Source organism: Desulfamplus magnetovallimortis, assembly GCF_900170035.1.
Lineage (GTDB): Bacteria > Desulfobacterota > Desulfobacteria > Desulfobacterales > Desulfobacteraceae > Desulfamplus > Desulfamplus magnetovallimortis.
Map to the genome: position 1 here is coordinate 62,551 of NZ_LT828555.1, position 22,137 is coordinate 84,687.

Genomic DNA, 22,137 nt, shown 5'->3' on the forward strand with positions numbered 1-22,137 from the left:
GGAACCCTCCTTTTTTATCAACGAATAATATCGTATCAGCTTTTTTTTGTACTCCCCCTCTTCAAATATTGAAAAGGGGGGAGAAAAATAAGTGACGTCGTTGTTGCTTTATCCCGAAGTATTATTATTTTCCCTGCATCATGGCTTCAATATCTTTTTCAACATCACCAATGGGTTTGATATCAAAGTTTTCAACAAGGACTTTCAGTACAGCAGGTGATACAAAAGCCGGCAGAGATGGCCCAAGGCGGATTCCTTTTACTTCAAGGTGCAGAAGTGCCAGAAGAACCGCAACAGCTTTTTGTTCGTACCATCCAATATCAAAGGATATCGGCAGGTCGTTGATGTGGGCAAGTCCGAATGCCTCCTTGAGCTTTATGGCAATTACAGCAAGTGAGTAGCAGTCATTGCACTGTCCGGCATCAAGAACCCTTGGAATGCCGCCGATATCTCCAAGGTTGAGCTTGTTATAACGGTATTTTGCACATCCAGCGGTGAGAATCACAGCATCTTTTGGTAATTTCTCAGCAACTTCAGTAAAATATCCCCTTCCTTTCTGTCTTCCATCGCATCCTGCCATGACAACAAAGCGTTTTATTGCACCTGATTTAACTGCTTCAATAACCTTGTCTGCCAGTGCAAGTACCTGATTGTGTGCAAAACCTCCAACAATTTTACCGGTCTCAATCTCCTGGGGTGGCGCACATGTTTTTGCTTTCTCGATTATCGCGGAGAAATCTTTGCTTTTTCCCTCTTCTCTGTCTGCAATGTGTTTTACACCAGGATATGCTGCAACCCCTGTTGTAAAGATTCTCTCCTGGTATGTGTTTTTGCTCTTGATGGGAATGATGCAGTTGGTGGTCATGAGGATGACGCCGTTGAATGTCTCAAAATCTTCATTCTGTTTCCACCATGAGCTGCCGTAATTACCTTTAAGGTGTGGGAATTTCTTGAAAGCAGGATAGTAGTGGGCAGGAAGCATCTCGCCATGTGTATAGATATCCACGCCACTATCTTTTGTCTGTTCAAGAAGCTCCTCCATATCCTTAAGGTCGTGGCCGCTTATAAGTATCCCTGGCTTGTCACCAACTCCAATATTTACTTCTGTAATTTCGGGGTTGCCGTATGCTGTGGTGTTTGCCTGGTCAAGGGCTGCCATGGTTGTAACAGCGCACTCTCCTGCCTTTAGCACAAGTCCGACCATCTCATCAACGCTCAGATCCTGTGTGGTAGATGCAAGCCCTTTAAGGATAAAGTCATATATCTCATCATTTTCCACTCCAAGGATAGCTGCGTGATCCGCATATGCTGCAATGCCTTTAAGTCCAAGTATCAGAAGCTCTCTTAATGAGCGGACATCTTCATTTTCCGTGGCAAGAACACCAACAGTTGCTGCTTTTTTCTGAAAATCAGCTTCATTATCAGATGTCCAAAGAGCAGCCTCCGCAAGTTTCTCTTCTCCAAAGCCTTTAATGTTGGCATCAAGTCTTGCTTTCAGTTCCTTTTTATATTGCTGTGCCTGATTTATCCACTGCACAAGATTGTCATCGTCAAAATTTACGTTTGTAATGGTTGTGAAAAGTGCCTTGATTACAAAGGAGCCAGCTTCCCTTGTAACATCAACGCCGCCTTCCTTTGCTTTTTGTGCAAGAACGCCTATGCCCTTTAGATTGAAAATAAGCAGATCCTGAAGATTGGAAGTTGTGTCGTTTTTTCCGCAAACGCCTTTAACTGTACAGCCGGTTCCTTTGGCTGTCTCCTGACATTGAAAACAGAACATGGTAAGCCTCCTTATATTTTTGTGTTATTAAAAAAGATCGCAGACCTTCAAAGTTTTTTTGAACATCATGGTGCTTAATATAAATCATCCTGAAAATAAAAAACTTGATCTGGATCAAGAAAAAAACTTTTTTTGGGGGGAAAGATAAAAATTTTAGGTCTTTTTCGTATTAATATTTTTTGCATCAGGGATGTCATGTTCTGCTGTGGGGAAGAGAAGAGTATGGTGAGGATGAGGGCAGTGTTAGGAAGGGGACTCATTTATAATCTGTCCCCGAACCTAAAGCATCAGTGGGGGGAGGTGTTTTAACAAGGCCTTTTTTCAAAAAAACTGACCTGTTGAAGCACCTATTGTGCCGAGGAATTTGCTGCGAAGTCTCTCAAAATGGTTTAAGAGTTGATTTCTTCTTATTGTGACAAGCTCGTTTTTGTCCCCTGAAATTATACATTCCATGATTTTTTTAAGCTCTGTCAGTACCGCCAGCACTTCATCCCTGTATTCACTTTGGGCAAGTACACTGAACCAGACACGGAATGTCTGGGAATAAAGGCCATCTGAAAGATCTGCAAGCACCGGATTTCCGGCAGCGTCATGGAGGATGTTTCTCAGGGCAATATCTATCTGTGTCAGTGCTTTGGGGTCTTTGTTATCAAGCAGGCTTTCGCAATCTTTATAAAGGGTTTTCAGTTGATTGCCGTGGGCGGAGGATAGCTTTTCCTTTGCAAGATTGGTTTCAAAGGATTCAATCTCAAATCTTACCTGATACACATTCATGATGCGACTGAATTCAATTTCAGTGACCATGCTTCCTGTGCGGGGAATAACCCTTATAAACTGATCCCACTCCAGCCTGCTTAAAACTTCCTTGATGGGAGATCTGCTCACTTTAAACTCTTCTGCAAGAACTTTCTCGTTCAAAATCTGTCCGGGTTTATACTCTAAATATAGAATCCGCTCGCGTATTGTCTTGTAAATCGTATTTTTCATTTCCGCACTCAACCGGAGTATAATATTGGTTTCGCCTGTCAGGGCATGGTCTCAATTTCAAAAGATAGATTTCCAGAAAAATATTTTGGCATTATCAATTCTGAAGGGCAACCACAAGGGATTGCCCCTACACTGCCTGCCAATTTAATTATCTGGAACAGTAGATTTTCCAAATTGTTCTTAACTAACCCAGGCTATGAATTAATTCAAGGCTTTTTACCGTGGAAAACGATACAAATTTCTATGTTTGGGGGTCGCTGAATGTCAGCCATGACCGTTTTCCGTGAACATAACATACCCCTCATCATTTTCATAATCGTTCATTATTCCTGAAAATAAAACTTGACACCTTGAAAGACCATTGATATTACCATTGGCATTGCAATGATATTTCACTAATAGTATTATTGAAGTTTTTAAAATCAATTCATGATATTTTTTTGATAAACCTATTAAGATAATGGGTGATAAAATGACGATATTTTCTGTCTCCAGACCAGAGCAGGCCTGGTATGGTGAGTCTGTTGGCATTTTGATCCTGGATGCATCCTATCCCTGCGTGCCTGGAAATGTCGGTAATGCAACCACATTCCCTTTCCCTGTCCGGTACGAAAAGATTGAAGGTGCATCCATTGACCGCCTACTGAACCAGCAGGACCCAGCTCTTGCAGTCCCTTTTATTGAGGCAGCTCTGAGGCTTCAGAAATGTGGTGTAAAGGCCATTACAGGTGCATGTGGATTTATGGCGCTTTTTCAGCAAGAAGTGGCACAGCATGTGGAAATTCCTGTCTTTCTTTCAACTCTTCTGCAGATTCCCTTTATATATCAAATTACCGGAAAGATGGTTGGAATAATAACAGCAGATGCAGGATGTCTTAAACCCAGACATTTTGAGGCAACCGGTGTTTCAGGGGATATTCCCCTTGCCATTGCCGGCATGGAAAACCAGACGGAATTCAGGGAAGCTGTTTTAAAGGAAAAGGGAACTCTTGATTCTGACAGAATCCAGGATGAAGTGGTTGAGGTTGCAAGAAAGCTTGTCAGTAACTACCCCGATACAGGCAGCATTCTTCTTGAATGCAGTGATCTGCCACCATATGCCCATGCTGTGCAGGCAGCCACATCCCTTCCGGTTTTTGATTTTTTTACAATGATAAATTACGTGCATACCACACTTGTTCGCAAACCTTTTAGCGGATTTATGTAGAAGAAAAAGATAAAAATGAAACTTTTAGGATGTTCATAAAATGGTAGTGTCATAAACGTGTTGATCTCTTCCTCTGAAGGCCTTACTGGATAAGGGTTTGTAGAAAAGTCATCAACAGATTTGGGACACTACCCATAAAATATTTAAGGAGAAGAGAAAATGGATAACAGAGCCTTAAGTCATGGGCTGTGGGATATAACAGCAGCGGAATTAAAATCTTTTGAATCAATTAAAGGTGAAAAAAAGACAGATGTTGCCATCATAGGCGGTGGATATACAGGGCTTTCTGCTGCCCTTCATCTTGCAGAAAAAGGAGCAGATGCACTTCTTCTTGAAGCAAAGCATATAGGCTTTGGAGGGGCAGGGCGAAATGTGGGCCTTGTTAATGCGGGACTGTGGCTTATGCCAAGTGAAGTTGTTGACAAGCTTGGAAGTGATGTGGGGGAAGAGCTGATTAAGGTTCTCGGGGCTTCCCCGGATCTTGTTTTTCATCTTATAGAAAAGCACAATATCAAGTGCGAAGCAGTACGTACAGGGACACTTCATTGTGCCCACTCCAAAGGTGGATATCGTGCTCTTGAACAGCGTGAAGCCCAGTGGCAGGAACGTGGAGCACCTGTGACACTTCTTGACAGGGAAAAGGCAGCTCCCCTTCTTGGAAGCAATGCCTATCATGGTGCACTTCTGGACAAAAGAGCCGGAACAGTTCAGCCCCTTGCATATGCCTACGGCCTTGCAAAGGCGGCAAGTGATGCTGGTGCTCATATCTATACAGATTCCCCTGTTGTTTCCATTAATCGTGACCGAAGTGGCTGGAAGCTCAAAACTCCGGATGGAACTGTTCATGCAAAGGCCGTCATACTTGCTGTGCAGGGTTATGCTGACCATGCTTTCAAGAACATGGAAGATAATTTGATTCCCTTCAACTATTTTCAATTTGCAACTCCTCCATTGCCTGAAGATATACGCAAGACAGTTCTTCCAGGGAAACAGGGTGCCTGGGATACAAACCTGGTTCTTTCATCCTATCGCCTTGACCTTGCGGGACGTCTGATTCTCGGAAGCGTTGGTCAGGTGGATAGCTGGGGATATACGCTTCATAAAAACTGGGCAGAAAGAACCCTTGAGCGGGTTTTCCCCCAGATAGGGAAAGTCCCTCTTGAGCATGGTTGGTATGGCCGTATTGCCATGACCCCCAACCATATCCCGAGATTCCATATACTCGGGCCTGATTTTGTATCGGTTACAAGTTATAACGGCCGTGGGATAGGGCCTGGAAGTGTATTTGGAAAGCTTCTTGCTGCATATATTAAGAACCCTTCAAGCGTCAATATCCCTTTGCCTGTGTCTGAACCTGCAAAGGTTTTCATGAGAGATATGCGTGGACTCTATTATGAGGCAGGAGCAAGGATTTACCATATGGCCCAGCGTCGTACCGGACTGTTTTAGATTCTTATCTTGGGTAAATTAACACTTGAAAATATGTCATCCTTCATATCTCCACAAAAGTACTTTAAACTTTTTTGGGGAAAGACCCAGAAAAACTGAGCCTGGCTTCTTAAAGTGTAAAGTGGTCATCAAACATGCCGAAAATATATTGGAAAATTTCTGTAATGTGTTAATATGTAACAACTTTCATGCATAGTTGTCATACCCTTGCAATCATGAGGGTTTATTAATCTGGAGTACTATCGCATCAACATTTAAAGGAGGATAAAATGAAGATTCAAAGCAAAATTAAAAGAACTCTTGTCATTGTGCTGTCAATTGCATGTTTTATAGCATGTTTTTCCTTTCCGGCATTTTCAAAGACCTATCGCTGGCAGCCGTCATCATGGCTGCCCTCGGGAATAAGCTGGGATTCCATAGCATACATGTCAGAGTATGTTAAAAAGATGTCAGATGGACGAATAATAATGAAGCCAAGTGCTCCCGGAGCCATTGTGCCTGTGGCAGAACAGCTTGAGGCAGTCAGCATGGGCGTACTGCAGGCCTGTTTTATCTGGCCCGGGTACTTTCCTGGACAACTTCCTGTGGCCTTTACACATGGTGACTGCATGGCAGCTCCTAAGACAGTTGCTGAGATGCGTGAACTTTATGAGCAGTATGAAGATGGACGCATCATGAAAATTCTTAGACAGGAATATGCAAAGCACGGTGTTCATCTTGTGGGTAATGTCTATTGGCTGCTTGATAATCTCATGATTTCCAAAAAACCACTTAATGGAGTCAAGGATATAGATGGGCTTAAATTCAGATCTTCTGAACTGATTGCACTTCAGTTGGCAAAACTTGGTGCTGGAACCATATGGACACCGGCTGACGAGATCTACACAATGCTTTCAACCGGTGGTGTGGATGCTATCACCTTTTCCCATGCCGCTGACATGGTTGATATGGGATTCCATGAAGTGACCAAATACTGGGTCAAATATCCCACAGCAGTTGGCCCTGCATCTGACGCCTTTATCGTAAATCTGAAAACCTGGGAAGGGCTTTCTGACGATCTTAAAGCCATTCTGGAGGCAGCATGCGAAATCGGAACCGCACGTAATATCTTTCAGGCTGAGCTTAATATCTCCAAAGCCTGGGAGTTAGTAAAAGGTAAAGGTATTGAAATCGTTGAGTGGTCAGAGGAAGATGCAAGAATTCTTGCAGGAACTGCACGCGAGGTTGTGCCTGAAAAATATATGAAAGATGAAGCATTCAAAGAGATTTTTACCATAACTGAGAAATGGGCTGTTGAGAAGGGTTATTGGGATAAAAAGTAATTTAACCATCAAAATTAGAAATTTTTACATTTATTTGCTTTGGGGATAGATTAGAACTCTGTCCCCCCCTTCCTGTAAGGATTTTTTTTGTCTGGGTTAGGTTTTTGGATTTTTAATAACTTCCGGATCAACAGATTTGGGACACTATCAAAAAGGAAATAGAATGAAGCGTCTCCTTTTTATTATTGATTCCGTGAGCGAGTGGAGTGGAAAACTTATCAGTGTTTTCATCTTTTTCCTCGCCTTTTTTTTGTTGTATGATGTCATCATGCGATTTGCTTTCAACTCTCCCACCATATGGTGTCATGAACTTGCACTCCATTTTTTTGGCGCCTATTCAGTGCTTGCGGGGCCATATGTTCTTCTGCACAATGAACATGTTAAAATAGATATTTTTTACAACCGTTTTTCTCCAAGGGGCAGAGCAATTATTGATGCATTAACATATCCGATTTTTTTCATGTTTATAGGTTTGCTTCTATGGCATGGTTCAAGCATTGCGATGCGCTCCTTTGAGCTGAAACAGACTGTCTCGCCGTCTCCATGGGCATCACCTCTTTGGCCTGTTAAGATGACCGTTCCGGTTGCTGCATTTCTCATGCTTGCCCAGGGCCTTGCTCACTACATAAGAGTCCTCAATTTTGCTATTACAGGGAAGGAGCTGTCATGACAATTTCAGAGTTAATGCCAATTTTAACCCTAACAGGGGGCTTGGGCTTTGGTCTTCTTTCAGGATTTCCAATGGCTTTTACCCTGGCCGGAAGTTCAATTGTTACTGCTTTGATTTTCTTTGGACCACATACTCTTCCTTTTATTGCAACTAATATTTTCGGCATGATGTCCAGCATGGTTCTAATTGCAATGCCTCTTTTTGTCTTCATGGCATGTGTTCTTGAAAAATCAGGTGTTGCAGAAGATCTTTACGCTTTTATGTATCAGGCACTTGGGCCGGTAAGGGGTGGCTTATCCATGGGGACGGTTCTCATTTGCGCCATTATCGCCGCCATGTCAGGTGTAAGTACCACTGCTGTTGTAACCATGGGGATTATCGCCCTGCCCATAATGCTAAAACAGGGATATCATAAAAGTATTGCCATTGGCCCGATTCTGGCAGGTGGGGCTTTGGGGCTTCTTATCCCTCCGAGCATCTCCCTTATTGTTTATGGTATGGTTGCCAGGGTATCAATTGGAAAACTTTTTGCTGGAGGCATTGTGCCAGGACTTATTCTTGTTGCTGTTTTTCTGGCATATATAGGAATCCGAAGTTTTCTGCAGCCCGCTTATGCTCCGGCTCTGCCGCCAGAGGAGCGGGTATCTTTTCGGGAACTGCTTCTACTTACTAAAGGATTGATACTTCCCATAGGTATTGTGATGGTGGTTCTTGGCACAATTTTCGCGGGGATAGCCTCCCCGACTGAAGCTGCTGCTGTTGGCGTTGCAGGTGCTCTGATAAGTGCTGTAATCAACAAAAGGCTTTCCTTGAAAATGCTAAGTGAAGCTTCTGTCCGTACAATGGGAATCACCGGTATGATCATGTGGATCCTTTTTGGGGCTACATGTTTTACCAGCATATTTTTCAGAACCGGCGGCCAGGATCTTATCTCCGATCTTTTGCTCGGGTTTAACAATCCTGTGCTTATTTTTGGCTTTATTCTGGTAACCCTTATCGTGCTTGGCTTTTTTCTTGATGAGATAACCCAGGTTATGATCACCGTTCCTGTATTTCTGCCCATTATTGTTGAATTGGGCTATGATCCTGTCTGGTTTGGAGTGCTTTTTATGACCCAGGTGCAGATGGATTATCTTACACCGCCATTTGGCTTTACCCTGTTTTACATGAAGGGCGTTGCCCCTCCTGAAGTCTCAATGGGGGATATATACAGATCAATTCTGCCGTTTGTCTTGATGCAGCTTGCTGTTGTTATATTTATTCTTCTCTATCCTGATGTTGTCATGTGGCTTCCCAATCTGCTTTTTTGAAAATCAAGGTTCATAAGGAATTTATTTTTAATAACTTGCCCATTCATCTCACCCCCAGCCACCTCTTACAGGCTTGCCATGGGGAGCTTGGGTAAGTTAATTAAACCCAATTACAACTTCATAGAATTCCGAAAAACGGGTGGTGTCCCAAATATGTTGATGAGCTCTTCACAAACCTTGATTCAGCAGGGCTTTCACAAAAAGATATCAACACTTTTATGACACTACCGAAAAACGGGGAGATTTTCCAAGAAAGTGTAAAGCGAAAAAAGAAACATCCCTTATCTTCTATTGAATTTTTCTCTTATACTGAATATTCTTCTACAGCCTGTTGTTGACATGGCGAGTTGGCGGACATATAACGGCCATAACTTGGCAGGTACAATTTTGTACTAAACCATAAGGCATGGCTTGCAGGATTAAAAATTTAAGGGAGAAATCAAAATGGTTACATATGAATTCAAGGCATTCCGATCTATTGAAAGTATTGTTGTTATGTTGTTTGTGTTCTCTTTTCTGCTTTTTCCAGGGTGTATTGTAAAGGATTATCAGTTGCTTTTTCCTGCCATTGATGGACTGAAAAAAGGTGATTTTCTGATTTTTGAAAAAAACAGCATTGGCAAAGTAACAGAAGTTATTTACACAGAGCAGGGAGAATATCTTGTATCAATTGATGTGGAGAAGAATTTTGATGCTGCTTTGACAGAATTTTCAAGGTTCGAGATTGTGAACTCTCCACTCAATGACTCTTCAATGGCAATTGTTATGACACTTGAAGAAAAAGGGGGCACCCCACTTGAGAGAGGTGTTGCTGTCAAAGCTGAAAAACCGGCTTCGATGGTCTCCTTAGACAGAGTAACTCCTTTGTTTAAAAAAATTGAAAACAGTTTTGATAATTTTGTCAATAATCTTAAAGGTATTCCAGAAAGTGAATCCTTCAGGGCAGTTGAAGATAAAATTGACGAATTGAGGCAGGAGATGAAAAATTCCGGAAAGGAGATCCAGGATAATATAAGGAATAATATCATCCCAAAACTTGAAAAGCAGATAGAAGAGCTTAAGAAAAAATTTAAGGAGAAAGGCGAACCTGAAAAGGTTGAACCTTTGGAAAAAAAGCTGAAAGAGCTTCAGGATGTCTGATTGAGACAGATAGCACCTTACTTAAGGCGTTTGTTAGAGAGTCTCCATAACATGCTGATATGCAACGACTTTCATGTTTCGTTGTGATGCGTCAGCAAACATTGGGGTTTATTATAAGTCGGGTTTGATTCAATTCACGGCCATTTTTTTTATGGGCAATCCCCTGCTGTTGCCTTTGTAAAGGTCAGGCACGGGTTATTGCTCCTACATTTGCCTGATACCTTTATTTGTTTTTTGAGTTAAGTACAGATTTAACAGTTTTAAGGAGTATATCTTTGTCAAAAGGTTTTTTGATATACTCCTTAAAACCAATTTTAAATGCCTGTTCCTTGGATAGTCTTTTATTGTAGCCCGTGCAGAGTATAATGGGAAGCTCTGGTCTTATTTTCATGATTTTTTCAGCAAGAACATCTCCTGTCATATGGGGCATGGTCATGTCCGTGATAATTAGATCAAAGGCATCTGGTTTTTTTGTAAACATCTCCAAAGCATCTAAGCTGCTTGTTGTTGAAGATACATGATAGCCGTTTTTTTCAAGGAGAAGTTTTCCCACCTTGACAATGGCTGCCTCATCATCCACAAAAAGGACTCTGCCACTTCCAGAATAGGTTTTCTTCTCAGATAATTCTGTGTTTTGTTTTGAATCAAAAGTTGTTGCTGGAATATAAACTGTAAAAACTGTCCCTTTCCCCATTTCACTTTCAACAGTTATACTGCCTTTGTAATTCTCTATAATCCCATGCACAAGGGCAAGACCCATGCCTGTCCCTTCGCCGATCTGTTTGGTTGTAAAATATGGTTCAAAAATGGAGTGAATGATTTCAGGGGGGATTCCTGTGCCTGTATCTTCCACAGTAATTTTTATATACTGGCCTGGCTTGAGCTTGATTGGAGCTCCTTTTGTGCCGGGAGCAATGTTTTCATCCATCATGGTAACGGTAAGTACGCCGCCATGTTCGTCCATTGCGTGGGCTGCATTGGTAAAAAGGTTCATGAAAATCTGGTGGATCTGCGTGGGATTTGCCATTGCAAGGCCAGAGCTTTTAATATTGGATTGAATGGCAATTGTTGTTGGAATGGAGGATCTGATGAGCTTCAGGGTCTCCTTGGCGATAAGGTGTATTTGTACCGGCTGAAGAGTGTCACCTGTCTGGCGGGCAAATGCAAGTATTTGCTTTACAAGCTCTTTTGCCCTTTTTCCTGCTGTAAATATTTCAGTCAGGTACTCTTCCATGCGGGAGCCTTTTGGTGCATCAAACATTAAAAGCTCTGTAAAACCGAGTATGGAGGCAAGGATGTTATTAAAATCATGGGCGATCCCACCTGCAAGAAGACCAAGTGATTCCATTCTCTGGGCGCGGGCAAGCTGTCCCCCCATCTGTATCTTTTCAGTTATATCCCTGAAAATAATTGCATTGCCGCTGGCTTCTCCTGTATCATTTTTAATGGGAGAACTGCTGAATTCAATTATTTTCTGGGTGCCTTCCCTTGATGTCAACAATATCTGATCTTCTGATTCCATTTCAGCTTTTGCAAGAGAAGAGCCAGGCTTGCGTGTTATATTAAAAACCTTGTACAGATCTCTATTTAAAGCATCTTTGACTTCCCAGCCTGTGAGTGTCTCAGCCATTTTGTTCATCAGAATAATCCGGTCATGCCTGTCTGTGCTTATAACTCCGTCTGTAATGGATTTTAAAGTGACATCAAGATTTTCGTAGAGCATACGAAATTTTTTTTCACTGTTTTTTAGCTTTTGCTCTGTTGTTTCTCTTTTTCTTATTTCATCAATCAGCCTGGCATTAACATTCTGGAGCAAAGCGTTTTGCTCTTCCAATGTCTGTTCCAGTTTGTTCTGACTGAATTCTTTTTTAATAAGCATGTCATATGTTTTAAGACATGAAACTGCTGTGCTTAACAGTCTTTCAGATGTGAGCTCTGTCTTTATCTTATAGTCATCAATTCTGTAGCGTCGGAAGAGTTCCTGTTCTTTGGCATTGCCTGGCTGGCCGGTTCTTATGACAATCCGGATATTCTGGTTGTCAAGGTCGTCACGGATGTAGTTGACAAGTTGAAATCCGGAATCATGGCTCTCCATGACTACATCCATAAAAACCATTGCAATATCAGGATGTTGATGGAGTATCTCTTTTGCTTCTGCTTCAGAGTAGGCACTCAGGATTTCAATGGTATGGTTTTCAAACTCAAAATTACTCAGTGCAAGTCTTGTGACCATATGTATATCAGCTTCATCATCAACAACGAGAATCTTCCAGATATCCGGTTTTTTTTCGTTGTCGTTTGAGTGAGTGGTGTCATGTTGTAAATGTTCGGGATTCTCATTTGCAAAAAGATCCTCAAAATCACTGCTTACAACCATTCATATCCTCCTGTGATCCAAGAAATTCAATAGCAGTTCATCACGTTATAGTTAAATAGCAGTTCATCAAGTTATAGTTATGGGGTAATATTTGGCTGCCTGGTGAACAGGAATCCGTATTCTAATGGTTTTTTTGCAAATAATCAAAATTTTTCTTGAAATGGTACCTTGCTTCAAGTATAAGAATCACTTCCGGCTGTGCTGGCATGATAGTCCTTGTATGGATATTCTGACCGGTCGCCGCGTAACAGAAGGTCATGAACCTCGTCAGGTCCGGAAGGAAGCAGCGATAAGTGATATCATCTGTGTCGTGGATCGATCCCGGTTATGCAATATTCTGATTATCTGCCGGCCAGCCGGTTTTTTTGTTTCTGCAAAAGCCCTTTACACTTTCTGGCTTAAGAGTCCAGAAAAATAGATATGGTATCCCGAAAAATGTAAACCGGCACATGAAAGATGTCAGGTTTTGTTTCCCAAAATCATTTTGATTCTGCAAAACAACTTCCCGCCCCCCACATTATACCCCTGATTTTTAGCTTGACATGACTTTAAACGGTCTTATTTTTCTTTGCAAAATAAATCGGATGTTTTTCATAATTTTAAATTTTATACAGTTTAATGATATTGCTTCAGGAGAGAATATTGGCTGCAAACGAACAATCCATAAAAGATAAACAGTCTGAAGAGACTTTGGCAGAGAAAAAAGAAGAGACCCCTGCAGGCAATAGCGATGCGTGTCAGGAAAATGAAACTATTGCTGAGTCAGGTACGGAACAATCTCTTTCTGACGAGTGTGCCTCGTTAAGTGAAGAAGAGATCCCTTCTCCCATTCATTCAACCGAGGAACTCACGGCAGCATTGAATGCAGAGAAAGATCGTGTATTGCGGATTTCAGCAGAGTTTGAAAATTATAAAAAAAGATCTGCCAGAGAGATGGCGGATTTCAGAAAATTTGCCAATGAAACACTGATAAAGAAACTTTTGACGGTTGTTGATAATCTTGAAAGAGCAATTGCATCAGCCACTGCCGATGATCAGAATGCAGATAAAAGTTCAATTGTTGAAGGGGTTGAGATGACCCACAGGGATATTTTAAAGCTCCTTGAGTCTTTCAGTGTAAAGCCGCTTGAAGCACAGGGAAAACAGTTTGACCCTGCATTTCATCAGGCAATAACCCAACAGGAGTCAGATGAATATCCTGATAATACCGTCATTACAGAATTTCAGAAAGGATATCTTCTGCATGACAGGCTGATTCGACCATCCATGGTTGTGGTTTCAAAGGCAACATCAAAAAATGAATGAATAGTCATAAAATACGTTAAAACATTTTGGAGGAAAATATCATGGGCAAGATAATCGGAATTGATCTGGGAACTACCAACTCTTGTGTGGCTGTAATGGATGGAGGAGAACCAAAGGTAATCACAAACTCTGATGGCGGGCGTACCACCCCTTCTGTTGTGGCCATAACTGAAAGCGGAGACCGTCTTGTTGGGCAGACTGCAAAAAGGCAGGCAATAACCAACCCTGAAAATACAGTGTTTGGTGTAAAAAGGCTTGTTGGAAGAAAGTACAACTCCAAAGAGATTCAGGGAGATATAAGTGTGCTTCCCTACAAGATTGAACCTGCTGCCAATGGAGATACCCGCATCAATCTTCGTGGAAAACAGCACAGTCCGGCAGAGGTTTCATCCTTTATTCTGGCCAATATAAAAAAGACTGCCGAGGATTATCTTGGAGAGCCTGTCACAGAAGCGGTTATAACTGTGCCTGCCTATTTTAATGACAGCCAGCGCCAGGCCACCAAGGATGCAGGTAAAATTGCAGGTCTTGATGTGAAGCGTATTATAAATGAGCCAACTGCTGCCTCCCTTGCCTATGGTCTGGATAAAAAAGGTGATGAAAAAATTGCTGTTTTTGACCTTGGCGGTGGAACCTTTGATGTATCCATACTTGAGATCGGTGATGGTGTTTTTGAGGTAAAATCCACAAATGGTGATACTCACCTTGGTGGTGAGGATTTTGACTTGAGAATCATTGATTATATTGCAGATGAGTTCAAGAAAGATCAGGGAATTGATATTCGTAAGGATAAAATGGCTCTTCAGCGTATGAAAGAGGCTGCTGAAAAGGCAAAGATGGAGCTTTCAACTGCTGTTGAAACAAGTGTCAATCTGCCCTTTATTACAGCAGATGCAAGTGGCCCAAAACATCTTGATGTTAAACTTACCCGTGCAAAACTTGAAGCCCTTGTTGCAGATCTCCTTGATAACCTTGCAAAGCCATGTCTCACAGCATTAAAGGATGCAGGATTAAGCCCCGGAGACGTTGATGAGGTTGTGCTGGTTGGTGGAATGACACGTATGCCGGCGGTTCAGCAGAGAGTTGAGAAAATCTTTGGCAAAAAACCCCATAAAGGAGTTAACCCTGATGAAGTTGTTGCCATGGGTGCTGCAATCCAGGCAGGTGTTCTGCAGGGTGATGTTAATGATGTACTTCTTCTTGATGTTACACCTCTGTCGCTTGGCATTGAGACCCTTGGTGGTGTTATGACAAAACTTATTGAGAAAAATACCACTATTCCAACCAAGAAGAGTCAGGTCTTCTCAACGGCTGCCGATAATCAACCGGCTGTTTCCATACATGTTCTCCAGGGGGAAAGGGAGATGGCAGCAGGTAACAAGACCCTTGGACAGTTTGAGCTGTCAGATATTCCGGCAGCTCCCCGTGGAGTTCCACAGATAGAGGTAACCTTTGATATTGATGCAAATGGTATTGTCTCTGTATCTGCAAAGGATAAGGCAACAGGCAAGGAGCAGTCCATAAGGATCACTGCTGCAAGCGGTCTGAGCAAGGATGAAATCGACAAAATGGTTAAAGATGCAGAGATGCATGCGGAGGAAGATCGTAAAAAACGCGAGCTTGTGGATGCAAGGAATTCTGCTGAATCCATTATTGACCAGACAGAAAAGACTCTTAAGGAGCATGGCGACAAGGTTGATGATGCCACTAAAAACAGCATTCAGGATGCACTTGCAGAGTTGAAACGTGTCAAGGATGGAGACGATGGAGATGCAATAAAACAGAAGATTGAGGCATTGACCCAGGTTTCCCATAAGCTTGCTGAGGCCATGTACCAGCAGGCAGCACAGGATGGATCTGATCAGGCAGGAGGTGCTTCCTCTGCCCCATCTGATGATGATGTTGTTGATGCTGATTTTGAAGAAGTGAAAAAATAATGATCTTCTGAAAATAGCTGTCAAATTTTGGCATGTTTCATTTGCTGCTTTACATTTTCTGAAGCGAATCTCCGGTTTTCGGGGGCTTTCCTCAAAAAAAGTGTAAACTACTTTTGGGATGATATGAAGGATGCCATAATTTTGATGCGATATGAAGGGTGCCAATATCTTTAAATACTTTTTTCAAAAGTGGTTTTAATTATTGATGGTTCTTTTAAAACTGTCTTGAAAAGTTATCCCGCTGTGTTCTATACTGCACAGCGGGATTTTTTTTTGGAAAAAAAGCTATTTCCATTTTTTGGCATCTTTCATTTGCCAGGTTACACTTTCCTGAACACAATGCCAGTTTTTCTGGTAGTCTGTTCCGGAAAGTGTAAAGTACTTTCTGCATGATATGAAGGATGCCCATTTTTTTATGGATGGGCTCTCCCTAATGCCCCTTATTTGGAACCTTCTCTCTAATTATCATCTCATTCAGGCAGAGATGCAGACAATTATCTTTTGTTAAGGTTAGGATATTCTCATTATGATTATAACTGAAATATTGGCAAGAAACAGTCGTGTTTACCCACACGACGTTGCCCTGGTTGAACGCTGCCCTGCTGAATCTCTCAGAAGGGAGATAACATGGGCACAATTTTACCGACAATCCAACAGTTTTGCAAACGCATTGGCTGCCATTGGTATTGGCAAACAATCCCGTGTTGTACAGCTTATGACAAACTCTCTTGAGTGGTTGCCCATATATTTTGGAATTCTTTCTACAGGTGCCTGGGCAGTTCCTTTGAATTTTCGTTTTGAGGCAGATAAGATAACTCTTTGTACAGAAGTTTCTGAAGCAGAAGTTTTTGTTTTTGGTGAAGAGTTTATTGAAAGACTTGAAGGGGTAAGATCAATTTTGGAAGCAACAGTACATACCTGGATTTTTACAGGCCCACGGGAGATGTGCCCTGACTATGCAATACCATATGAAATATTTATAAAAAACAGTTATGACGAATATCCTCCTGATATTGAGATTAATATTGAAGATGATGCAGCTCTTTACTTTACTTCCGGCACCACAGGAACACCTAAAGCTGTCCTTTTGACCCACAGAAATCTTGAGCATGCCTGTTATGTGGAAAACAGTCACCATTTCCAGAAGAGGGAGGATGTTTTCCTTTGCATTCCGCCACTTTACCATACTGGTGCAAAAATGCACTGGATGGGCAGTTTCATAGTTGGTGGAAAATGCGTTATTTTAAAGGGGGTTCAGCCTCAATGGATTTTTGAGGCAATTTCAGAGGAACAGGTAACTATTGTATGGCTTCTTGTGCCATGGGCACACGATATCCTGATAGCCATTGAGAGCAACAAGCTGGCTCTTGCAGATTACAAGCTGGATCAGTGGCGCCTTTTGCACATTGGTGCCCAGCCGGTTCCGCCAAGTCTTATCCGTGAGTGGAAGGAGTATTTTCCTGAGCATCAGTATGATACCAATTATGGACTTACAGAGTGTACAGGGCCTGGCTGTGTTCATCTTGGCATTGAAAACAGCCATAAGGTTGGTGCCATTGGTGTTCCAGGGTTTGACTGGGAGTGCAGAATTGTGGATGGAGTTGGCAATATCCTTCCTCCAGGAGAGAGTGGTGAGTTGCTGGTACGTGGCCCTGGAGTTATGAAAGAGTACTATAAAAATTGTGAGGCAACCCGTGAGACCATTGTCAATGGTTGGCTTCATACAGGTGATATTGCAAGGTATGATAAGGATGGTTTTATCTGGCTTGTTGACCGTAAAAAAGATGTGATCATATGTGGGGGGGAAAATATATTTCCCGTTGAGATTGAGCATTTTTTCATGCAACACGGCAAAATACTGGATATTGCAGTTATAGGTATTCCTGATGAGCGCCTTGGTGAAATTCCGGCAGGGATCATAAGTGCAAAGCCAGGAGTTGAGCTGACCAAAAAGGATATAAAGGAGTTTGGTTATGGGCTGCCTAGATATAAGCGTTTAAGAAAAATTATTTTTGCAGATGTTCCAAGAAATGCCACAGGCAAGATTGAGAAACCCAAGTTAAGACGTTTGTATGCAAAGGATACCCGAAAAGATATTGACAAGCTTTTGAGTTGATATGAAAAATGCCAAAATATCCAATCAGTTTAAACTTGAAGAGGTAGTAGTTTTCTTTCAAGGTTTGATAGTCGGGTAGAAAATGCCTTGAACCTTTGAAAAGCCTTAAAAGTCACTCGACAATTTAAATTTGAAGAAGCAGTAGGATGAAGTTTCACCAGACCAAACTTTCAAGGAGCATTAGCTCATAAGGTAAAATATACGAAATGGAAACATATCAGGCAATAATTCTTGGCATACTTCAGGGGTTGACGGAATTTCTTCCGGTTAGCAGCTCCGGCCATCTGGCATTGGGGCAGCAGACTTTCGGCATTACAGAGCCGACTCTTTTTTTTGATGTGAGTCTTCATATAGGGACACTTATGGCAGTTGTGGTTGTTTTTTTTGATGAGATCCGATCAATGTTGCAATCTCTTTTTGCTCTTTTGGGAAAGATATTGAAATTCAACAAAGGTATTATGGAAGATACAACCAAAAATACTAATAAGAGTATCAGAGAGGATATCATCAAACAGGATATCATCAAACAGGCTGATATAAAACTTGTTATGCTGATAATCGTTGGGTCAATCCCGACAGCAATTTTGGGACTTTTTTTCAAGCAATATGTAGATATTCTTTTTACTTCAATCAATTTTGTGGGATGCATGCTTCTTGTAACAGGGACATTTTTGTGGCTGACCCGAAATTTACAGCAATCAGAATCCGGTATTATGGAGATGACCTTCAAACAGGCCATCATAATTGGTATCTGCCAGGGAGTTGCAGTTTTGCCTGGTATTTCACGATCCGGCTCCACCATATCTGCCTCTCTTTTTATGGGAATTAACAGGGAAACAGCAGGCAGATTTTCCTTTATTCTCTCTATTCCAGCCATTGTGGGAGCGGAGTTGTTAAGCCTTAAGGACTTTTTTGATAAGGGTATCTCTTTTGATATCTCAATTCTTTATGGCACTCTGATATCCTTTGTTGTTGGATATCTGGCACTGATTGTTCTTTTAAGAATTGTCAGACAGGGTAAATTATATCTTTTTGCGCCATACTGTTGGATTTTGGGGGCGGTTGCGGTTGTTTGTGGTGTTATGTAGTTACTCAAAACCGACATCTTATTGCTTTTTTGCAGTTGTTGAATTTGTCTGAATCAGTATAACCAGGATAAAGAGGATGTTCAGGATAAATAATCCTGCCTTATCCTGTTAATCCTGGACATCCTGATTCAGACAATATTGACAAGGCTCAAGAGGTTATAGGTTGCGACTTTCAGTAGTTATGTTATTTTTCAGAACATTGATGGCTTAGATTCACAGTAGTAAAAGGTAAAAAAATGAATTGGAAGTATTGGAAATAAGAAACTGAAAAGGAGGAAATATCAATGAATCCCGGAATATTCAGGGAGTATGACATAAGAGGCGTGGCAGGTAAGGATCTTGTACTTGATGATGTAGTTTCAATTGGCAAATCCTATGGCACCATGCTTGCACAGCAGGGAAAAACAAAGGTTACAGTGGGAAGGGACTGCCGTGTCACTTCCGATGAGTATTCAAAAGCATTTATTGATGGCATTTTGTCAACAGGGTGTGATGTTATTGATATCGGGGTTTGCCCAACCCCTGTGCTATATTTTTCAATTCATCACTGCAAAAGCGATGGCGGTGCCATGGTTACAGCAAGTCATAATCCGCCTGAATATAATGGTTTTAAACTTATGAGCGGGTATGACTCAATCCACAGCACAGGTTTGCAGGAGATTAGAAAAATAATTGACAGGGGAGAATATGTATCAGGAGACGGGACTCTTTCCTCTGTTGATGTTCTGACACCATACAAGGCATATTTAGAGGAAAATATTAGTTTAACAAAACCTGTAAGAATCGGAATTGATGCCGGTAACGGCACCGGAGGAATAACAGCTCTGCCGCTTCTCAAAGCACTTGGATGTGAAGTTCATGATCTTTATTGCGACCTTGACGGCACATTTCCCAACCATGAGGCAGACCCAACGGTTAAAGCCAATCTTGAGGAGCTGATAGCCCTTGTTAAGGAAAAGAGGCTTGAGCTTGGAGTGGGTTATGACGGGGATGGGGACCGTATTGGCGTTGTTGATGAAAACGGTAACGTGATATACGGTGATCAGTTGATGATCATATATGCAAGGGAGATCCTATCCAGAAAGCCAGGAGCCACCTTTATATCCGAGGTCAAATGCTCCATGACCATGTACAATGATATTGAAGCCCATGGTGGTAGAGCCATAATGTGGAAAACAGGCCACTCTCTTATCAAAAAGAAGATGAAGGAGGAAAATGCTGCCCTTGCAGGGGAGATGAGCGGCCATATCTTTTTCAGTGACCGTTATCTTGGCTATGATGATGCTCTTTACGCCACATGCCGCCTGCTTGAGATTATGGCTAACACAGGAAAAAAGGTCTCGGAGCTAATTGAGGATCTGCCAAAAACCTTTACAACGCCGGAGATCAGGGTTGAGTGTTCTGATAGCATTAAGTTTGATGTGGTAAAAAGGATTGTCCGGCGTTTTAAGGAGACCAATGAGGTTATTGATATTGACGGCATGAGAGCCTTGTTTGATGGTGGATGGGGTCTTGTAAGGGCATCAAATACCCAGCCTGCTCTGGTGCTGCGTTTTGAAGCTGCAACAGAAGATCGGCTGAATGAAATCAGAAGCGAAGTTGAAACTGCCCTGAAGGAGATTATCAGCTCAGTTTCCTGAGTGCTACTTCAAGTTTAAACTGTCGGATGATTTTTGCCTAATACAAGTTTTCAAAGCCGACACCTATGCTCTTTTGAGCCTTGTCACTACTGTCTGGATCAGGATGTCCAGGATGATAATGATTTACAGGATAAAAATCCTGAGCATCCTGTAAATCCTGGTTATCCTGATTCAGACAAACTCAATAACCAACATGGCGGTTCACCGTCACAATCGAAGTGTTGAAAGTCTATATAAAAACAGCCATTTGCGGGGACTTTCATATAAACGGCCATGGCAAAACCATCTTGCCACAACGAAGCATGAAAGCCCTGAAAAAAACCTTGAAATACGGGGACTTTCTTATAACGTACATGGCGGATTACCGCCACAATCGAAGGGATGAAAGTCGTTTTTAAAACAGGCTGTTACGGAGACTTTCATATAAACGTACATGGCTGATCACCGCCACAATCGAAGAGGTGAAAATCGTTTTAAAACAGCCTGTTACAGAGACTTTCATATAAAAATGCCGAGAAAGCCAACAAGATGTCGATTTTGAGAAGTTAGAGATATCTTTTACCCGACAATCAAACCTTTAAAGAACACTGAGCTTAAAAAGTTATAGTTTACGGGTATCATCTGCTCATAAGGTGGCTTACTGCCTTTTCAAGTCCATCCAGAGACAGTTCAAACATGGGAAATATATTGGCAATGGCAATGATGCTTCTTGTATAATTCCACATCTCTTTCTGAACGGGGTTCAGCCATACACAATGGGGAAAGGTATCGGCAATAAAGCCAAGCCGTTCAATACTTGGCTTTCCGCTTCTTTCCCTTATGTGTATTGAGCCGTCTGTGGCCATGAGTTCGTAAGGGGCCATGCTTGCATCCCCAACCAGAATAAAGCGGGTTTCAGGATCAAGTTTTACAAAGTCGTCAACCCTTAATGGCTTTCTGTAGCGGGCAGGGTCTTCCCATACGCAATCATATATTGTGTTATGAAAAAAGCAGGTTCTAACCTCCTTGAACTGTGAGCGGGCATAATCAAAAAGGGTCTGAACAACAGAAATGTATGGATCCATTGACCATCCCCCATTGTCTATGGCAAGGATGACCTTGAGCCGATCCCTCATTGATCTGTCAAATATAAGCTCTATCTCTCCGGCGTTTTTCATGGTTTTGTAGATGGTCTCATCCACATTAATCTGATCTTTAGGGCCTGTTGGCACCATATTTCTGAGGCGTTTAAGGGCTTCACCCATCATTGCCTGGGTAAGAGGCCCCCTTGCTGAATAATCCTTGTATCTTCTTTCTCCTGCAACCTTGACAGCAGACTTGTTTCTGGATTCTCCGCCAACGCGCATACCACCCGGATGATACCCTGAATGGCCAACAGGAGATGTTCCTCCGGTTCCTATCCATTTGTTGCCGCCTTCATGCCGCTCTTTCTGGTCTTTTAGCCTCTCCTTGAAATATTCAATAAGTTCATCAGGGGTAAGTTTTTTCAGTGCTGATTCGTCAATACCCAGAGCATCTGCAAGCTGTTTGGGATTTTTAAGCCACTCATCAAGCATGGCTTTTACTATCTCATCCACTTCAAAGCCGTCTGTTTCAGGAAGCGGGACTCCCTCAAATGAGAAGGCAAATACCTGATCATAAAGGTCAAAATAGCGCTCGCTTTTTACCAGAATTGCCCTTGCACATGTATAAAAGTCGTCAATGGAATTGATAAGTCCAATTCCAAGAGCCTTTTGAAGGGTCAGAAAGGAAGTCGGGGTAACAGGAATGCCGACCTCCTTCAATTTATAAAAAAAGTTGATAAACATG

The 22,137-nt window shown here is 42.0% G+C and carries 16 protein-coding genes and 1 other RNA gene; 13 read left to right on the plus strand and 4 right to left on the minus strand.

Translation table 11 applies throughout. From position 1 onward, the window contains the following. Window positions 1-124 precede the first annotated feature (124 nt). Window positions 125-1,780, minus strand: a complete 1,656-nt coding sequence (gene hcp, locus MTBBW1_RS21050) for a hydroxylamine reductase (protein WP_080806838.1) — start codon at window positions 1,778-1,780, stop codon at window positions 125-127. A gap of 321 nt (window positions 1,781-2,101) precedes the next feature. Next, complete coding sequence (locus MTBBW1_RS21060) at window positions 2,102-2,767, minus strand: GntR family transcriptional regulator (RefSeq protein WP_080806842.1); 666 nt, start codon at window positions 2,765-2,767, stop codon at window positions 2,102-2,104. A gap of 472 nt (window positions 2,768-3,239) precedes the next feature. Here MTBBW1_RS21060 and MTBBW1_RS21070 point away from each other — a divergent pair, with 472 nt between their 5' ends. The 6 genes from MTBBW1_RS21070 to MTBBW1_RS21095 all read left to right on the plus strand — a co-directional run bounded on the left by MTBBW1_RS21070 (window position 3,240) and on the right by MTBBW1_RS21095 (window position 9,865). Then, window positions 3,240-3,974 (plus strand): aspartate/glutamate racemase family protein, encoded by a 735-nt coding sequence (locus MTBBW1_RS21070; RefSeq protein WP_080806847.1) that lies wholly within the window; start codon window positions 3,240-3,242, stop codon window positions 3,972-3,974. A gap of 159 nt (window positions 3,975-4,133) precedes the next feature. Continuing rightward, on the plus strand, window positions 4,134-5,423 hold the full coding sequence (locus MTBBW1_RS21075; RefSeq protein WP_080806850.1) for an NAD(P)/FAD-dependent oxidoreductase: 1,290 nt from the start codon (window positions 4,134-4,136) through the stop codon (window positions 5,421-5,423). 269 nt (window positions 5,424-5,692) lie between these two features. Continuing rightward, window positions 5,693-6,745 carry a TRAP transporter substrate-binding protein gene (locus tag MTBBW1_RS21080; RefSeq protein WP_080806852.1) on the plus strand — a complete coding sequence of 351 codons (1,053 nt, stop codon included), beginning with the start codon at window positions 5,693-5,695 and terminating at the stop codon, window positions 6,743-6,745. Between the two features lie 163 nt (window positions 6,746-6,908). Further along, on the plus strand, window positions 6,909-7,415 hold the full coding sequence (locus tag MTBBW1_RS21085; RefSeq protein WP_080806854.1) for a TRAP transporter small permease subunit: 507 nt from the start codon (window positions 6,909-6,911) through the stop codon (window positions 7,413-7,415). After that, the gene (locus MTBBW1_RS21090; protein WP_186441595.1) at window positions 7,412-8,725 is read left to right on the plus strand and encodes a TRAP transporter large permease; all 1,314 of its coding nucleotides are present in this window, start codon (window positions 7,412-7,414) and stop codon (window positions 8,723-8,725) included. Before MTBBW1_RS21085 ends, MTBBW1_RS21090 begins: the two co-directional genes overlap by 4 nt. Before the next feature lie 444 nt (window positions 8,726-9,169). Beyond that, entirely contained in the window at window positions 9,170-9,865 is a 696-nt protein-coding gene (locus MTBBW1_RS21095; RefSeq protein ID WP_080806856.1) for a hypothetical protein, read from the plus strand. A gap of 223 nt (window positions 9,866-10,088) precedes the next feature. On the opposite strand, the gene MTBBW1_RS21100 is transcribed toward MTBBW1_RS21095, so the two are convergent. Continuing rightward, on the minus strand, window positions 10,089-12,242 hold the full coding sequence (locus MTBBW1_RS21100; RefSeq protein WP_080806858.1) for a response regulator: 2,154 nt from the start codon (window positions 12,240-12,242) through the stop codon (window positions 10,089-10,091). Between the two features lie 231 nt (window positions 12,243-12,473). Here MTBBW1_RS21100 and ffs point away from each other — a divergent pair. From ffs to MTBBW1_RS27960, 7 genes are all read left to right on the plus strand, one after another. Then, window positions 12,474-12,570: signal recognition particle sRNA small type (gene ffs / locus MTBBW1_RS21105), an RNA gene on the plus strand. A gap of 314 nt (window positions 12,571-12,884) precedes the next feature. Then, window positions 12,885-13,547 carry a nucleotide exchange factor GrpE gene (gene grpE, locus MTBBW1_RS21110; protein WP_245809504.1) on the plus strand — a complete coding sequence of 221 codons (663 nt, stop codon included), beginning with the start codon at window positions 12,885-12,887 and terminating at the stop codon, window positions 13,545-13,547. Window positions 13,548-13,588: 41 nt separating this feature from the next. Then, the gene (gene dnaK, locus MTBBW1_RS21115) at window positions 13,589-15,484 is read left to right on the plus strand and encodes a molecular chaperone DnaK (RefSeq protein WP_080806862.1); all 1,896 of its coding nucleotides are present in this window, start codon (window positions 13,589-13,591) and stop codon (window positions 15,482-15,484) included. 526 nt (window positions 15,485-16,010) lie between these two features. Next, window positions 16,011-17,600, plus strand: coding sequence for a class I adenylate-forming enzyme family protein (locus MTBBW1_RS21125; protein WP_080806866.1), 1,590 nt, complete (start codon window positions 16,011-16,013; stop codon window positions 17,598-17,600). A gap of 206 nt (window positions 17,601-17,806) precedes the next feature. Then, the gene (locus MTBBW1_RS21130) at window positions 17,807-18,688 is read left to right on the plus strand and encodes an undecaprenyl-diphosphate phosphatase (RefSeq protein ID WP_080806868.1); all 882 of its coding nucleotides are present in this window, start codon (window positions 17,807-17,809) and stop codon (window positions 18,686-18,688) included. 284 nt (window positions 18,689-18,972) lie between these two features. After that, window positions 18,973-20,328 carry a phosphomannomutase/phosphoglucomutase gene (locus tag MTBBW1_RS21135; protein WP_080806870.1) on the plus strand — a complete coding sequence of 452 codons (1,356 nt, stop codon included), beginning with the start codon at window positions 18,973-18,975 and terminating at the stop codon, window positions 20,326-20,328. A gap of 33 nt (window positions 20,329-20,361) precedes the next feature. Continuing rightward, window positions 20,362-20,553: a hypothetical protein gene (locus tag MTBBW1_RS27960; RefSeq protein WP_139786847.1), complete on the plus strand. Its 192-nt coding sequence runs from the start codon at window positions 20,362-20,364 to the stop codon at window positions 20,551-20,553. A gap of 392 nt (window positions 20,554-20,945) precedes the next feature. Here the strand turns inward: MTBBW1_RS27960 and MTBBW1_RS21140 are convergent, their stop codons facing one another. Then, window positions 20,946-22,136 (minus strand): vWA domain-containing protein, encoded by a 1,191-nt coding sequence (locus MTBBW1_RS21140; RefSeq protein ID WP_080806872.1) that lies wholly within the window; start codon window positions 22,134-22,136, stop codon window positions 20,946-20,948. Between the last annotated feature and the right edge of the window lies 1 nt (window position 22,137).

Excerpts from the sequence above, each read along its gene's own strand:
- MTBBW1_RS21080 (WP_080806852.1), top strand. The coding sequence starts at position 5,693 with ATGAAGATTCAAAGCAAAATTAAAAGAACTCTTGTCATTGTGCTGTCA.
- MTBBW1_RS21125 (WP_080806866.1), top strand. The coding sequence starts at position 16,011 with ATGATTATAACTGAAATATTGGCAAGAAACAGTCGTGTTTACCCACAC.
- MTBBW1_RS21095 (WP_080806856.1), top strand. The coding sequence starts at position 9,170 with ATGGTTACATATGAATTCAAGGCATTCCGATCTATTGAAAGTATTGTT.
- MTBBW1_RS21135 (WP_080806870.1), top strand. The coding sequence starts at position 18,973 with ATGAATCCCGGAATATTCAGGGAGTATGACATAAGAGGCGTGGCAGGT.
- MTBBW1_RS21070 (WP_080806847.1), top strand. The coding sequence starts at position 3,240 with ATGACGATATTTTCTGTCTCCAGACCAGAGCAGGCCTGGTATGGTGAG.
- MTBBW1_RS21130 (WP_080806868.1), top strand. The coding sequence starts at position 17,807 with ATGGAAACATATCAGGCAATAATTCTTGGCATACTTCAGGGGTTGACG.
- MTBBW1_RS21090 (WP_186441595.1), top strand. The coding sequence starts at position 7,412 with ATGACAATTTCAGAGTTAATGCCAATTTTAACCCTAACAGGGGGCTTG.
- MTBBW1_RS21140 (WP_080806872.1), bottom strand. The coding sequence starts at position 22,136 with ATGTTTATCAACTTTTTTTATAAATTGAAGGAGGTCGGCATTCCTGTT.
- dnaK (WP_080806862.1), top strand. The coding sequence starts at position 13,589 with ATGGGCAAGATAATCGGAATTGATCTGGGAACTACCAACTCTTGTGTG.
- MTBBW1_RS21060 (WP_080806842.1), bottom strand. The coding sequence starts at position 2,767 with ATGAAAAATACGATTTACAAGACAATACGCGAGCGGATTCTATATTTA.
- MTBBW1_RS21085 (WP_080806854.1), top strand. The coding sequence starts at position 6,909 with ATGAAGCGTCTCCTTTTTATTATTGATTCCGTGAGCGAGTGGAGTGGA.
- hcp (WP_080806838.1), bottom strand. The coding sequence starts at position 1,780 with ATGTTCTGTTTTCAATGTCAGGAGACAGCCAAAGGAACCGGCTGTACA.
- MTBBW1_RS21075 (WP_080806850.1), top strand. The coding sequence starts at position 4,134 with ATGGATAACAGAGCCTTAAGTCATGGGCTGTGGGATATAACAGCAGCG.
- MTBBW1_RS21100 (WP_080806858.1), bottom strand. The coding sequence starts at position 12,242 with ATGGTTGTAAGCAGTGATTTTGAGGATCTTTTTGCAAATGAGAATCCC.